This window comes from Bradyrhizobium sp. 41S5 (assembly GCF_011516665.3).
Taxonomy (GTDB): Bacteria; Pseudomonadota; Alphaproteobacteria; order Rhizobiales; family Xanthobacteraceae; genus Bradyrhizobium; species Bradyrhizobium quebecense.
The window spans coordinates 7,999,458-8,013,579 of the sequence record NZ_CP083721.1 but is presented as its reverse complement, the minus strand read 5'-3'; the positions used below and the strand labels follow the sequence as shown (position 1 = coordinate 8,013,579).

The following is a 14,122-nucleotide window of genomic DNA, read 5'->3' as shown; positions in this document are numbered from 1 at the left end:
GCGGAGATCATGCGCAAATAAAAGAGTCGTGCTCAATTCGGCTGCGCGCTCGGGATGAGCGGCAGCCCGTGCCGGCGCCGCGCCATTGCGCATTCTGCGTCGCCCGGCAGACAGGTTCGGCACACCTCCGGCCGCACCGCATAGACCTCGCAGCGCGTTGCCTCTCCGACCCGGCCTGACAGAGCAGAGCAGCGGTCACCCTCGCAGCGCATCCCTGATTGCCGCGCGTTGACGAATTGCGCTGGGATCAGATCGAGCTGCGCGTCGTCTTCCACGGTGAAGCGCGGCCAGTTCACCGAATAGCTGCAGCAGGCGCCGCAGGACTGACAGGGGCTCGCGTCCGTCGCGTCGATCGCGTTGCCGGTCATCAGGTGTCCCTCGGTGCTTCCCACACCAGGCTGCGCCGCCAGCGCGCCCTGAGCAGGTCGCGCCGCTCCGGATATTTCTCGTCGTGATAGATCGCGGTGACCACGCGGTCGGTGCGGAAGCTGCGAAAATCCTTGCGCAGCTCGCACCAGGCGGCGAGCAGCCGCACCGCCTCGTGATAGCCGACCGCGATCGGCCAGATCGTGCGCTCAGAGTCGCGGCCGTGCTCGTCGCGATAGTTGAGCGTGATCTTCTTGCCTTCGTGGATCTGGCTGCGGGTCCTGACCATGTCGATGCGGTCGGGCTCCCGGTTCCAGGCGGAGCGGGCGCGGCTCGCCGGCTCGAGCACGAACGGCCGCAGCCGGTCGGGCACGGTCTCGGCGATCTTGGCCATCAGGTCCTCGGCCGCGCGCGCCAGCGCCGGATCGGCGTGACCGACCACCCATTGCGCGCCGAGCACGCAGGCCTCGATCTCGTCGGGTGTCAGCATCAAGGGCGGCAGGTCAAAGCCCTTCTCCAGGATGTAGCCCATGCCGGCCTCGCCGCGGATCGGCACTCGCTGCTCGATCAGGCTGGCGATGTCGCGATAGATGGTCCGCTTCGATGTCTCGAGTTCGGCTGCGATCGCGTCCGCGGTCAAAGGCTTACGGGTGCGGCGGAGCACCTGGATGATCTGAAACAGCCGGTCGGCGCGTCTCATGGCAATTCTCTTGGTCGCTCTCTTGGCGGGTGTCTTAGCAGTGTTTTGGCAGCTGTCTTGACGAGTATCTTGACGGGTCTCGCAGTGTCTCGGCGCGTCGGCTTTTCGCGCCCCCTGTCACTGCTGCTGACAGCATGTTGGCAGCAGGTGGGGGCTATATCAGGACAACACCTCAAGTGAAGGGAATTTGTCCATGACGAATCTTGATGAACTCGGTTTCCGGCAGGCCCAGAGCTTCGCGCTGGAACAATTGGTCACGGTCTACTCCACCTCCGGCGACCTGCGCTGGGCCCTCGTCGCGCTGGTCGCTCAGTCCATCAGCGCAGCCTGGTCCTACGGGCGGGCACGGCTGGTCAGGCGCGTTCGCGAGGCGGTTCGCCGCCTCGCGCCGGTCGGCCCGCTCGACAGTGAATGCCACTACTGCTGACACCATGCTGGCAGCAGGGGGCGGCTAGCTTCAATTCACGACCACAGGCGATCGGGAGCTTCATATGATTACGCTTTTTGGCTTTGGCACGGGTTTCGGCTTGCCGGAAATCAGCCCCTTCGTGACCAAGACCGAGGTCCAGCTCAAGATGGCCGGGCTCGACTATCGCAAGGAGAAGGCGATGCCGCCGGCCTCTCCCAAGGGCCAGCTGCCGTTCATCGCCGATGACGGCGAGACGATTGCCGATTCGACCTTCATCCGCGCCCATATCGAGGGCAAATATGGCTTCGATTTCGACGCGCCGCTGAGCCTGCAGGCGCGCGCGCAGGCCTGGGCCTTCGAGCGCATGATCGAGCACCACGTCTACTGGGCGCTGGTCGGCGCGCGCTGGGTCGACGACACCAATTTCGCCAAGGGACCTGCGCATTTCTTCGACGGCGCGCCCGATCACCTGCGCGACAAAATGCGCGAAGACGCCCAGTTCCGCGTCGCCGAGAACTATCTGCTGAGCGGGCTTGGCCGCCACGGCCCCGACGAGGATGTCGATCTCGCGCTCCGCTCGCTGTTTGCGCTGTCGGTGCAACTCGGCGACAAGCCCTATCTGATGGGCAACGCCCCATGCGGCACCGACGCCACCGCGTTCGGCGCGCTGGCGGGAATCCTGACGCCGTTCTTCGATTCGCCGCTGCGCGAGCGCACCGAGAAATTCGACAATCTCACCGCCTATGTCGGCCGGATGATGCAGCAATATTATCCGGAATTCGCGTGGGCGCCGCTGCAGCAGGCGGCCTAGCCGGCCGGGGCAGGAGCGGGCTCGCCCTTCAATGCGGCGAGCTCCGCCTCGAGTTCAGCGATGCGCTGGTCGCGTGAGGCAAGCGCGCTGGCCACATCGGCCGCGTCGAACTTCTGTGGGATGTGCTGCGGGCAGTTGGTGTCCCACGCCGCGACCTTGAACAGGATCACCTGCTCAGGTCGCGCGCGATAGCCCTGCGGCATCAGCGACCGCGTCAGCGCCGGATCGTCTTCCACCACTTGCGCCTCGCCCCAGATCTTCACCCGCTGCCGGTACGCGTAATTCATGACGAAGATATACGCCTTCGGGTTCTCCGTGAGATTGCCCTGGGTGATGAACTGCCGGTTGCCGCTATAATCGGCGAACGCGATGGTGTGTTTGTCGAGCACCTTGATGAAGCCCTTCGGCCCGCCGCGATGCTGGATGTAGGGCTGACCCCCGGCCGAGGCGGTGGCGAGATAGAAGCTGTCGGTGTTGGCGAGGAAAGCGGCGAGGCTCTCGTCGACCTCGGTTTGCCAGCCGCCATGGGCCTCGACCTCGGCATAGGTCGCGCGCGACCCCTTGCGGGTCTGGATTTCCTTTACTGCCGGGGTGAACCCGACATCGCTCGAATAGCTGCGAACGTCTGACATCTGGGTCTCCCGCCACGGGCGACAAAGCGGCCGTCCTCAGACCGTAACATGGGCATTTCCGGATCTTAGGCAATCTTGGGAATTGACACTTAACTGTTGCCGATTATGCAATAGTGTCATGGACCGGATCGATGCCATGCAGGCCTTCGTCGCGGTGGCGGACCTTGAGGGGTTTGCCCCCGCTGCCCGCAAGCTCGGCCTGTCGCCATCCGCCATCACGCGGCTGATCGCGGCGCTGGAGGAGCGGCTCGGTGCGCGGCTCTTGCAGCGGACCACGCGGCAGGTGACGCTGACCGACGCCGGCTCGCGCTATCTGGAGCGGGCGCGGCGGATCCTTGCCGATGTCGAGGAGGCCGAGGACGCGGTGGAGAGCGAGCGCACCCGCCCCGAAGGCCGGCTGGTGATCTCGGCGCCCTTCGGCTTCGGGAGGCTGCATGTCAGCCCGGTCGTGACCGCTTACCTGAAGCGCTATCCCGATGTTGGCGTCGACTTGCGGCTGTCGGACCGCCGGATCAACCTCGTCGAAGACGGCGTCGACCTCGCGGTCAGGATCGGGCATCTCCCGGACTCGACGCTGGTGGCGCGCCATGTCGGCCAGATGCGCCGGATCGTCGTGGCCTCGGCCGGCTACCTCAAGCTCCGCGGCGAGCCGAAGCGGCCGGCCGACCTCTCCGCCCACGACACCATCCAGTTCGGCGCGATGACCGCGACGCCGGACTGGCGCTTCATGGAGGACGGCCAGGAGATCCGCATCACGCCGACGCCGCGCTTCACCAGCAACAGCTCTGATGCCGCCATCCAATACGCCGAGCAGGACGGCGGGCTGACGCGGGTGATGGCCTACCAGGCCGCCGAATCACTGAAGGCGCGGCGGCTCAGGATCGTGCTCGCCGAGTTCGAGCAGCCGGCGGTGCCGATCCACGTGGTCTATCCGACGACGCGGCTGTTGTCGGCCAAGGTTCGGACCTTCATCGATCTCGTCGCCGAGATCACCGATTGGCATTTCGGCTAGCGCGAGACGTTTAGCTCGCCGGCGCCTTCTTCGGCACCACGCGGAACGTGCCGCTGGCGCGAGCGATCGTCACGCCGTCGGCCTTGATCAGACTCTGTGCGAAGCAGATCGTGCTGCCGGTCTTGATCACGTCGCTCTCGATCGCGAGCCACTGCCCGACATTGGCGGAGCCGACGAAATCGACCGTGAGCGAGATCGTCACATACGAGGTCGTCCAGCCGGTCGCCTGGCCGCAGCTATAGCCCATCGCGTTGTCGGCAAGGGCGGCGATCAGCCCGCCATGGATCAGGCCGCGGCCGTTGGTGTGCGGCCTCGCCAGCCGCAGGCCGATGATGACGGACCGCTCGGTCTTCTTTTGGTACAGCGGCTCCCAGGGCTCGGTGAGCGGGCTCTTGCGGAACAGCGGCTCGAAGCCCTCGGGGACATCTTGGGGAATGTCCGGGGCGATTTGCGTATCGGTAGTCATCTGAATCTCGTGCATGGCGTTGCGTTGACGCCATTGAATGCGATGTCGACCGCGGTTTCACCGCCTACAAAGTTTTAAACGGGATTTGCAGGGGTGTTTGAATGTGGCTCCGGCCTGTCGCCGCATCATCTCTCGCCGTCATCGTCCGGAGAGGCCACGGCGGACTGGATCCCCGCATGCACGGGGTATGACAGCTGAGGGCATAACGGCCAGATCGCTCGACAAAAAAACAGCGACCGATCTAGAACGGCAGCCCCACATAATTCTCCGACAGCGAGGCCGACGCCGCCTTCGAACTGACGAGGTAGTCGAGCTCGGCGATCTGGATGCGCGCGGCGAATTCGCCCTCGTCGGGAAATTTGTGCAGCATCGAGGTCATCCACCAGGAGAAGCGCACCGCCTTCCAGACCCGCGCCAGCGCTTTCGCCGAATAGCCGTCGAGGCCATCAGAGGATTTCTCGTCGTAATATTCGCGCAGTGCCTGTGACAAATAATGCACGTCGCTGGCCGCAAGGTTCAGCCCCTTGGCGCCGGTCGGCGGCACGATGTGCGAGGCGTCGCCGGCCAGGAACATCCGGCCGAACCGCATCGGTTCGGCGACGAAGCTGCGCAAGGGCGCGATGCTCTTTTCGATCGACGGGCCGGTGATGATCTCGTCGGCGGCCTTCTGGTCGAGGCGCCGCTTCAATTCATCCCAGAACCGCTCGTCGGACCATTGATCGACATGATCGTCGAGCGGGCACTGCACGTAATAGCGGCTGCGATGCGTCGAGCGCATCGTGCAGAGCGCAAAGCCGCGCGCGTGGTTGTTGTAGATCAGCTCCGGCGAGACCGGCGGCGTCTCCGAGAGGATGCCGAGCCAGCCGAATGGATACACCCGTTCGTAGCTGGTGATCGCCGACGCCGGCACGCTGGCGCGGCTGACGCCGTGGAAGCCGTCGCAGCCGGCGATGAAATCGCAGGCGATCTCGTGGGTGACGCCGTCCTTGACGTAGGTGACGCGCGGATGATCGGTGTCGAAATCGTGTGGCGTGACGTCGGCGGCGGAGTAGACCGAGGTCAGGCCGGCTGCCTTACGGGCGTTCATCAGATCGAGCGTGACCTCGGTCTGGCCGTAGATGGTCACGGTCTTGCCGGTCGCCGCATGCATGTCGATGCGGTGTCGCGCCCCCCCGAACGCCAGCTCGACGCCGTGATGAACCAGGCCTTCCTGGTGCAGCCGGGCGCCCGCGCCGACGCTGTCGAGCAGCGACACGGTGCCTTCCTCGAGCAGGCCGGCGCGGATCCGCCCCAGCACGTAATCCGGCGTCTGCCGCTCCAGAATGACGTTGTCTACGCCGAAAGTATGAAGTAGTTGCCCAAGCAACAGTCCGGCCGGACCTGCGCCTATGATTGCTACTTTTGTCCGCAACACCTGCTCCTCCCGATCGGATAGGCTTTCAGCAGGCGCCCGCGCCGGGCGGTCGCCATCAACTTGCCAAGGCAACTATATCATATAACAGTTTTGGCAAGACGGATTTGGGCGGGACCTGCGTTCGCCGCAGCGCAAGATGCCGGAGGGGCCGGGGTGCGACGGGGCGCCCGGACCTCGGATTTCGTCTTGAATATCCGCGCGAATTAGATAACATGTTAAGTAATGAGACCGGGCACGAAGCCCGTCCTGGAGAGGAGGAGAGGTGATGAGGAAGAGTTTGTTGGCGCTGCTGATGGCAGCCGCCGCCGTCGTGCCGGCCGCAGGTCCTTCGCAGGCGCAGGACAAGACCGTCAATCTCAAAGTGTCGCTCTGGGTGCCGCCGGCCCATCCGCTGGTGCCGGCGACGCAGGCCTGGGCCGCCGACATCGAAAAGGCATCGGGCGGCACCATCAAGGTCACCGTGTTTCCGTCCGAGCAGCTCGGCAAGGCATTCGACCATTACGACATGGCGCGCGACGGCATCGCCGACGTCACCTATGTCAATCCCGGCTATCAGCCCGGCCGGTTCCCGATCGCGGCCGCAGGCCAGCTCCCGTTCGTGTTCTCGGACGGCAAGAAGGGCACGCTGGCGCTGAACGAGTGGTACCACAAATACGCGCCGACCGAGATGAAGGACACCAAGCTCTGCTTCGCCTTCATCCACGATCCGGGCGCGCTGCACGGCAAGAAGAAGATCCTGCTGCCGAGCGACCTCTCCGGCGTGAAGGTGCGACCGGCGCAGAGCACCATCGGCGAGATGGTGAAGATGTTCGGCGGCACCAATGTGCAGGCCTCCGCCCCGGAATCTCGCGACGCGATCGAGCGCGGCGTCGCCGACGAGATCACCTTCCCCTGGGGATCGATCTTTCTGTTCGGCATCGACAAGGTGGTGAAGTACCACATGGACGTGCCGCTCTACACGACGGTGTTCACCTACAACATCAACCTCGCCAAATATAATGCGATGTCGGACGCCCAGAAGAAGGTGATCGACGATCATTGCACGCCGGAATGGGCCTCCAAGGTCACCGATCCCTGGACCGATTTCGAAGCCAACGGCCGCATCAAGATGAAGGCGCTGCAAGGCCATGAGGTCTATCCGCTGACCCCAGATCAGCTCGCCGAGTGGAAGAAGGCGGTCAAGCCGCTGCGCGACAGCTGGGCCGAGGCCGTGAAGAAGGCCGGTGGCGATGCGGAGAAGATCGAGGCCGATCTGCAGGCCACGCTGAAGAAGTACGAGGCGGGGATCTGATTTGCGCTACCCCTTCACCTCTCCCAGCTTGCGGGGAGAGGTCGGATCGCATCGTCAGATGCGATTCGGGTGAGGGGTACAGGTCTCACCGCATTCACCACTCGTGGAAGCCGCCACTCACCCCAACCCTCTCCCCGCAAGAGCGGGGCGAGGGAGCTCATCGAAGCAACGCATGACGCAATCTGCCGAAGTTTCCCAGGACGGCGCGATCATCGGTCCTCCCGAGCCGGTGCGCAAGAATTTCATGGACCGCTTCATCGATTCGATCGAATGGGTGGCGGCCTTCTTCGTCGGCGTCGTCGCGCTCAACACTTTCACCGCGGTGTTCATGCGCAAGTTCTTCTCGGTGACGATCCCCGACTACTACAATTTCGGCCAGTTCCTGCTCGGCATCCTGATCTTCTGGGGCATCGCGGCGACGAGCTATCGCGGCACCCATATCACCGTGGATCTGGTCTGGGCCAATGCCTCGCCGCGCTATCAGCGCTGGATCGACATCTTCGCGACGCTGGTGCTGCTGTTCGTCGTGACGGTGCAGACCTATACGCTGGTCGACAAGGTGATCGACACCCGGAACAGCCACATCGTCACGATGGATCTCGGCGTGCCGGTCTGGCCGTTCTTCCTGGTGTCGTGGCTCGGTGACGTCTCCGCGGTGCTGCTGATCGCGATCCGCACCTACCGGCTGATCTTCCATCCGGAAGATATCCACGATGCCAAGATCAAGACCGCGGAGTAGACGGCCATGAGTCTCGATTTGAGTCCCGAGGCCGTCGCCGTCATCGGATTCGTCTGCCTGTTCGCGCTGATGCTGCTGCGTGTGCCCGTCGGCATGGCGATGGGCCTCGTCGGCATCACCGGCTTCGGCTATCTCACCGGCTTCGCTCCGGCGCTGAAGCTGGTCGGCCAGACCACGATGCGCACGGTGACGGATTATTCCTTCGGCGTGATCCCGATGTTCCTGCTGATGGGCGCCTTCGTGTCCGTCTCCGGCATCAGCCGCGAGCTGTTCCGCGCCGCCAACACCTTCGTCGGCCACTGGAAGGGCGGGCTCGGCATTGCGACCATCGCCGCCTGCGGCGGCTTTGCCGCGATCTCGGGCTCGTCGGTTGCGACCGCCGCGACCTTCTCGGCGGTGGCCTATCCCGAGATGCGTCGCTTCGGCTATCCGCAATCGTTCTCGACCGGCGTGATCGCGGTCGGCGGCACACTCGGGGCGATGCTGCCGCCATCCACCGTGCTCGCGGTGTACGGCATCATCACCCAGCAGGATATCGGCAAGCTGTTCATCGCCGGCGTGGTGCCGGGCCTGCTCGCGATCCTGATGCACATGATCACGATCGGCATCATCGGCGTGACGCGGCCGGGCTTCTTGCCGGCAGGCAAGAAGGCGTCGTGGCATGAGCGCGCCATGGCTATGCGCGACGTCTGGTCGCCGCTGCTGTTGTTCCTGTTCGTGATCGGCGGCCTCTATGGCGGCTTCTTCGTCCCGACCGAAGCGGGCGCGGTGGGCGCGGTCGGTGCCTTCATCATCGGCATTCTCAGGGGCAAGCTGACCAGGGACGGCATCCTGCAATCGCTGCTGCAGGCGACGCGCACCGCGGCGGCGGTGTTCACGGTGCTGATCGGCGCGCTCTGCTTCGGCTATTTCCTCACCATCACCCAGACGCCGCAGAACGTCACCGAATTCCTCACCGGGCTTGGCATCGGCCCCTACGGTGTGCTGGCGCTGATCCTCCTGATGTATCTGGTGCTCGGCTGCCTGATGGACGCGATGGCGATGGTGATCCTCACCGTGCCGATCGTGTTTCCCGTGGTGACCGCGCTCGGCTTCGATCCGATCTGGTTCGGCATCATCATCGTCATGACGGTGGAACTTGGCCTGATCCATCCGCCGGTCGGCATGAACGTGTTCGTGATCAAGAGCGTGATCAAGGACGTCAACATGTCGACGATCTTTGTCGGCGTGCTGCCGTTCGTGATCACGGATCTGATCCGGCTGGGGATCCTGATCCTGTTCCCGCTGCTCGCGACCTGGCTGCCGCAGCGCATGATAGGGTAATCCATGTTGCCTGAGCTTCAGACCAGATACGTCTTCACCATCACCGCCCGGATCGCGGAGGTGACCTCCGCCGGCGACATCGGCACCGGCGTGCGCCGCATCATTCCGATCGTCGGCGGCGAGGTGAGGGGCGAGACTGTCAACGGCAAGGTGCTGCCGTTCGGCGCCGACTTCCAGATCATCCGGCCCAGCGAGCTGATCGAGCTGGAGGCAAAATATGCCTTCGAGACCGACGACGGCGCCGTCGTCTATGTCGAGAACAAGGGCATCCGCTTCGGGCCGGTCGATCTGCTCGAGAAGCTCAAGCGCGGCGAACCGGTCGACCCGAAGCTGATCTATTTCCGCACCGTGCCGAAATTCGAAACCGGCGCCGAAAAGTACCGCTGGCTGATGGAGCATATCTTCATAGGCTCCGCCGCCCGCCACGCCGACCGCGTCGTGATCGACGTGCATCAGGTGTTGTAGCTCGCCCACTTGCTCGTCCCATCTGCGAGATTCACACCTCGCGCAACACATCCGGCGTCGTCCTGGCGAAAGCCAGGGCCCATCACCCCAAATATCAATTGGTGCACGACGCTTGGTCCGCGATCCCGCTCATCACCGAATGCGGTGGTTATAGGTCCCTGCTTTCGCAGGGACGACGGATGGAGGGAGTCGCGCGTACCAACTCCATCACCATCACCCTGAGGAGGCCGCGCAGCGGCCGTCTCGAAGGGTCGACGGCCACCAACCGGGCCGTACGTCCTTCGAGGCTCGCTGCGCTCGCATCTCCAGCGACAAGGGCTCGCCTTTGCGCGGGGATGACAGGATCGGCAGTCATGCGCGATCGCAAGGCGGGCCGCTGTCCCAGACGTCTCGAACGCGTCCCGTCTTGACTCCTGCGATGATAGTTATAAAATATAACTATTCTGAACAGGAAGCAATAATTCCATGGGAAACGCAGCCGACGCGGGTGATGCCTCGCTGCTCAGGATCGAGACGCGAGGGGCGGTGCTGACCGTCGGGCTCAACCGGCCCGCCAAGCGCAATGCGCTCAATGACGGCATCATCCTGGCGCTGCGGGACTGCTTTTCCGCGATTCCGGACGCGGTCGGCGCCGTCGTCATCCATGGTGTCGGGGATCATTTCTCGTCCGGCCTCGATCTCTCCGAACTGACCGAGCGCGACGCCACCGAGGGTCTGGCGCATTCCCAGATGTGGCACCGCGTGTTCGACCGCATCCAGTATTGCCGCGTGCCGGTGATCGCCGCGCTGAAGGGCGCGGTGATCGGTGGCGGGCTGGAGCTTGCCTGCGCGGCGCATATCCGGGTCGCCGAGCCGTCGGCCTATTTCGCGCTGCCCGAGGGCCAGCGCGGCATCTTCGTCGGCGGCGGCGGATCGGTGCGGCTGCCGCGCCTGATCGGTGTGCCCAGGATGGCGGACATGATGCTGACCGGCCGGGTCTATTCGGCGACCGAGGGCGCAGCCTACGGCTTCTCGCAATATCTCACCGAGGCCGACGGCGCGTTGCCGAAAGCGCTGGAGCTTGCCGAGCGCGTTGCCGCCAACGCGCCGCTGACCAACTTCGCAGTGTTGCAGGCGCTGCCGATGATCGCCGAGGCCAATCCGCAGACCGGCCTCTTGATGGAATCGCTGATGGCGACGGTGGCGCAGAGCGACAAGGAAGCCAAGAAGCGCATCCGTGCCTTTCTGGATCGCAAGACCGCCAAGGTGAAGCCGACATGAGCGCCAAGGCTGATATATCTGCGTCTTCGTCCCCTGCGAGTGCGCATCCGCTGCGCCCGATCTCGTTCGGCAATCCCGACGTCACCGTCGAGCGCCGCGACGACGGCACGATCTATGTTCGCCCGAAGCTCAAGCTCGCAGACTTTCCCGCTCGCCTCACCGACCGCCTGCATCATTGGGCAGCGGCCGAGCCGAGCCGTGTGTTCATGGCCGAACGTGCAGCCGGCAGCGGTTGGCGCCGGATCACCTATGCGCAATTGCTCGAGGCCACGCGGCGCATCGCCTCGGCCCTGATCGCGCGCGGGCTGTCGGCCGATCGGCCGATCGTGATCCTGTCGGGCAATTCAATCGATCACGCGCTGATCGCGCTCGGCGCGCTCTATGCCGGCATTCCGTTCTGTCCGGTCTCGCCGGCCTATTCGCTGGTGTCGCGCGACTACGGGAAGCTCAGCTTCGTCATCAAGCTTTTGACGCCAGGCCTCGTCTTCGTCGACGACGCCGACAAATTTGCCGACGCCCTGCGCGCCAATGTCGGCCCCGTTGTCGAGATCGCGGCAAGCCGCGGGACCGTGCCCGGCCGCGAGGTGACGCAACTCGCCGATCTGATGGCGGCGCCGGAAGATCCGGGCCTCGACGCGACCCATTCCGCGATCGGTCCGGATACCATCGCAAAATTCCTGCTGACGTCGGGCTCGACCGGCAATCCCAAGGCCGTCATCAACACCCAGCGCATGATCTGCGCCAACCAGGTGATGCTGCGTGAGACATTGGCGTTCCTGAAGGACGAGCCGCCTGTGATCGTCGACTGGCTGCCGTGGAATCATACGTTCGGCGGCAACCACAATGTCGGGCTGACGCTCTATAACGGCGGCTCGATGTATCTCGATGAAGGCAAGCCGCTGCCCGGCGGCATCGAGGAGACCGTGCGTAACCTGCGCGAGATCTCGCCGACGGTCTATTTCAACGTGCCCAAGGGCTATGAATCGCTGCTGCCATATCTGCGCGACGATGGAGACTTGCGGGCGAAATTCTTCGACCGGCTGCATGCGATGTTCTTCTCGGGCGCCGCGCTGTCGCCGTTCATCTGGAACAGCCTCGATGCGCTCGCGGTGCAGGAGAAGGGCTATCGCGTCCCGATGCTGACCGGGCTCGGTGCCACCGAGACCTCGCCGTTCTTCATGTCGGTGCGGCCCGATACCAGCCGCTCCGGCCATGTCGGTCTTCCGGTGTCTGGAAATGATGCGAAGCTGGTGCCGAACAACGGCAAGCTCGAGGTGCGCGCCAAGGGTCCGAACGTGACGCCCGGCTATTGGCGGCAGCCCGAACTGACCGCCAAGGCGTTCGACGAGGAAGGCTTCTACAAGTTCGGCGATGCGCTGAAGCCCGCCAACGCCGTCGATCTCGATGCCAGGTTCGATTTCGACGGCCGCATCGCCGAGGATTTCAAGCTCGCAAGCGGCACCTGGGTCAGCGTCGGTCCGTTGCGGGCGCGCTTCGTCGGCACCTGCGCGCCGCTGGTGCGCGACGTCGTGATCGCGGGAATCAACCGCGACGAACTGGCGGCGATCGTGATCCTCGATCTCGATGGCTGCCGGCTGATCAATCCAGCGCTTGCCTCTGGCGACATCGCGGCCGCGGCTAATGATCCCTTGGTGCGCGCTGCCTTCCGCGAACGTTTCGCGCGGGTCCTTGCCGGCGCCACCGGCTCGTCGAACCGGATCGCGCGGGCGATCCTGCTCGACGCGCCGCTGTCGATCGATCGCGGCGAGGTCACCGACAAGGGCTCGATCAACCAGCGTGCGGTGCTGGAGCATCGCACTGACATCATCGAAGCGCTCTATGCGCCGGTGCCGCCGGCATCGGTGATCAAACTCGCCTGACCATTCAAGGAGAGAATACCATGCAGTTGAAGGACCAGGCCGCCATCGTCACCGGCGGTGCATCGGGATTGGGCGCGGCGACCGCGCGCCGGCTGGCCGCGCAGGGCGTCAAGGTCGCGGTCTGCGACCTCAACGCCAAGCTCGCCGAGAGCGTCGCCGCCGAGATCGGCGGCATTCCTGTTGTCTGCGACGTGGCCGATGCAGCGGCCGCCGAAGCCGCGGTCGCTGCGGCCACCAAGGCGCATGGCCCGGCGCGGGTGCTGGTGAACTGTGCCGGCATCGGGGTGGCCAAGCGCGTGATCGGGCGCGAAGGGCCGATGGCGCTCGCCGACTTCGACAAGGTGATCAAGGTCAATCTGATCGGCTCCTTCAACATGCTGCGGCTTGCGACCGCCGAGATGTCGAAGCTCGAGCCGCTCGCGACCGGCGAGCGCGGTGTCGTGATCTCGACGGCGTCGGTCGCGGCCTATGACGGCCAGATCGGGCAGGCGGGCTATTCGGCCTCCAAGGGCGGCATCGTTGCGATGACCTTGCCGATCGCGCGCGAGCTCGCGCAGTTCGGCATTCGCGTGCTGACCATCGCGCCCGGCCTGTTCATGACCCCCTTGCTGGCCGGCCTGCCGCAGGAGGCGCAGGACTCGCTCGCCGCCGCGATCCCGTTCCCGCGCCGGCTGGGGCAGGCCGACGAGTTCGCCTCGCTGGTGCTGCACATGATCGACAATCCCTATCTGAACGGCGAAGTGGTGCGGCTCGATGCCGCGCTCCGGATGGCGCCACGCTGAAGCATGATCCGGAAGAGCGCAAAACGCGCTTCCGGATCGATCCCGCTCAATCGAGGATAGACCATGTTCGTCAATCGGCGCGACGTGCAGATCCAGTGGGGCGATTGCGACCCCGCCAACATCGTCTACTACCCGCGCTACTTCGCGATGTTCGACGACTCGACCTCGATCATGTTCGAAGCGGCCGGTTGCTCGAAGCAGGATCTCGTCCACAAATACGGCCTGGTCGGCATTCCCATGGTCGACACGCGGGCGAAATTCCACATCCCGTCGACCCATGGCGACTGGATCACCATCGAGAGCCGGATCGAGAGCATCAAGCGCTCGAGCTTCGAAGTGGTGCACCGCGTGTTCAAGGGCGAGGCCTTGGCGATCGAGGCGTTCGAGACAAGGGTGCTGGTCGGCCGCCACCCCGACGATCCCGCCAGGCTGAAATCGGCGCCATTTCCGCAGGAGGTCATCGACCGCTTCATGAAGGGCTGACTTGTTCAGGGCTGACTTGCGGCCCCTCATGACCTAAAGAAGGGGCTGAATTGGCCCGCAAAACTGGTTTAAACCCAAAAAACATATCC

16 protein-coding genes are annotated in these 14,122 nt (G+C 64.5%); 11 read left to right on the top strand and 5 right to left on the bottom strand.

Annotated elements, in window-relative coordinates; translation table 11 throughout:
• Nucleotides 1-32 precede the first annotated feature (32 nt).
• The gene (locus tag HAP47_RS38395; RefSeq protein WP_173640327.1) at nucleotides 33-368 is read right to left on the bottom strand and encodes a YkgJ family cysteine cluster protein; all 336 of its coding nucleotides are present in this window, start codon (nucleotides 366-368) and stop codon (nucleotides 33-35) included.
• Nucleotides 368-1,066, bottom strand: coding sequence for a helix-turn-helix transcriptional regulator (locus tag HAP47_RS38390; RefSeq protein WP_092119525.1), 699 nt, complete (start codon nucleotides 1,064-1,066; stop codon nucleotides 368-370). Before HAP47_RS38390 ends, HAP47_RS38395 begins: the two co-directional genes overlap by 1 nt.
• Before the next feature lie 193 nt (nucleotides 1,067-1,259).
• Here HAP47_RS38390 and HAP47_RS38385 point away from each other — a divergent pair, with 193 nt between their 5' ends.
• Complete coding sequence (locus tag HAP47_RS38385; protein WP_173640328.1) at nucleotides 1,260-1,493, top strand: hypothetical protein; 234 nt, start codon at nucleotides 1,260-1,262, stop codon at nucleotides 1,491-1,493.
• 64 nt (nucleotides 1,494-1,557) lie between these two features.
• Nucleotides 1,558-2,286 carry a glutathione S-transferase family protein gene (locus HAP47_RS38380; protein WP_173640329.1) on the top strand — a complete coding sequence of 243 codons (729 nt, stop codon included), beginning with the start codon at nucleotides 1,558-1,560 and terminating at the stop codon, nucleotides 2,284-2,286.
• On the opposite strand, the gene HAP47_RS38375 is transcribed toward HAP47_RS38380, so the two are convergent.
• Nucleotides 2,283-2,918, bottom strand: coding sequence for a pyridoxamine 5'-phosphate oxidase family protein (locus tag HAP47_RS38375; RefSeq protein ID WP_173640330.1), 636 nt, complete (start codon nucleotides 2,916-2,918; stop codon nucleotides 2,283-2,285). The two genes, HAP47_RS38380 and HAP47_RS38375, sit on opposite strands and share 4 nt — an antisense overlap.
• Before the next feature lie 118 nt (nucleotides 2,919-3,036).
• On the opposite strand from HAP47_RS38375, the gene HAP47_RS38370 reads away from it, so the two are divergent.
• Entirely contained in the window at nucleotides 3,037-3,930 is an 894-nt protein-coding gene (locus HAP47_RS38370; RefSeq protein ID WP_173640331.1) for a LysR family transcriptional regulator, read from the top strand.
• Between the two features lie 10 nt (nucleotides 3,931-3,940).
• On the opposite strand, the gene HAP47_RS38365 is transcribed toward HAP47_RS38370, so the two are convergent.
• Nucleotides 3,941-4,396, bottom strand: a complete 456-nt coding sequence (locus HAP47_RS38365) for a PaaI family thioesterase (RefSeq protein ID WP_173640332.1) — start codon at nucleotides 4,394-4,396, stop codon at nucleotides 3,941-3,943.
• A gap of 241 nt (nucleotides 4,397-4,637) precedes the next feature.
• The gene (gene pobA, locus HAP47_RS38360) at nucleotides 4,638-5,807 is read right to left on the bottom strand and encodes a 4-hydroxybenzoate 3-monooxygenase (protein ID WP_176396252.1); all 1,170 of its coding nucleotides are present in this window, start codon (nucleotides 5,805-5,807) and stop codon (nucleotides 4,638-4,640) included.
• A 268-nt stretch (nucleotides 5,808-6,075) separates the two neighbouring features.
• On the opposite strand from pobA, the gene HAP47_RS38355 reads away from it, so the two are divergent.
• The 8 genes from HAP47_RS38355 to HAP47_RS38320 all read left to right on the top strand — a co-directional run bounded on the left by HAP47_RS38355 (nucleotide 6,076) and on the right by HAP47_RS38320 (nucleotide 14,033).
• Nucleotides 6,076-7,101 carry a TRAP transporter substrate-binding protein gene (locus HAP47_RS38355; protein ID WP_173640333.1) on the top strand — a complete coding sequence of 342 codons (1,026 nt, stop codon included), beginning with the start codon at nucleotides 6,076-6,078 and terminating at the stop codon, nucleotides 7,099-7,101.
• 229 nt (nucleotides 7,102-7,330) lie between these two features.
• Nucleotides 7,331-7,840 carry a TRAP transporter small permease gene (locus HAP47_RS38350; RefSeq protein ID WP_092126276.1) on the top strand — a complete coding sequence of 170 codons (510 nt, stop codon included), beginning with the start codon at nucleotides 7,331-7,333 and terminating at the stop codon, nucleotides 7,838-7,840.
• An 18-nt stretch (nucleotides 7,841-7,858) separates the two neighbouring features.
• Nucleotides 7,859-9,163, top strand: coding sequence for a TRAP transporter large permease (locus HAP47_RS38345; protein WP_173640752.1), 1,305 nt, complete (start codon nucleotides 7,859-7,861; stop codon nucleotides 9,161-9,163).
• A 3-nt stretch (nucleotides 9,164-9,166) separates the two neighbouring features.
• Nucleotides 9,167-9,628: a DUF3237 domain-containing protein gene (locus HAP47_RS38340; protein WP_173640334.1), complete on the top strand. Its 462-nt coding sequence runs from the start codon at nucleotides 9,167-9,169 to the stop codon at nucleotides 9,626-9,628.
• Nucleotides 9,629-10,093: 465 nt separating this feature from the next.
• Nucleotides 10,094-10,888: a crotonase/enoyl-CoA hydratase family protein gene (locus tag HAP47_RS38335; RefSeq protein WP_173640335.1), complete on the top strand. Its 795-nt coding sequence runs from the start codon at nucleotides 10,094-10,096 to the stop codon at nucleotides 10,886-10,888.
• The gene (locus tag HAP47_RS38330; protein WP_173640336.1) at nucleotides 10,885-12,768 is read left to right on the top strand and encodes a feruloyl-CoA synthase; all 1,884 of its coding nucleotides are present in this window, start codon (nucleotides 10,885-10,887) and stop codon (nucleotides 12,766-12,768) included. The genes HAP47_RS38335 and HAP47_RS38330 overlap by 4 nt, the downstream gene beginning before the upstream one ends.
• 20 nt (nucleotides 12,769-12,788) lie before the next feature.
• Nucleotides 12,789-13,550: an SDR family NAD(P)-dependent oxidoreductase gene (locus tag HAP47_RS38325; RefSeq protein ID WP_176396253.1), complete on the top strand. Its 762-nt coding sequence runs from the start codon at nucleotides 12,789-12,791 to the stop codon at nucleotides 13,548-13,550.
• Nucleotides 13,551-13,613: 63 nt separating this feature from the next.
• A complete protein-coding gene (locus HAP47_RS38320; protein ID WP_095731507.1) occupies nucleotides 13,614-14,033 on the top strand; it encodes an acyl-CoA thioesterase in 420 nt (139 codons plus the stop codon).
• Nucleotides 14,034-14,122: the final 89 nt, after the last annotated feature.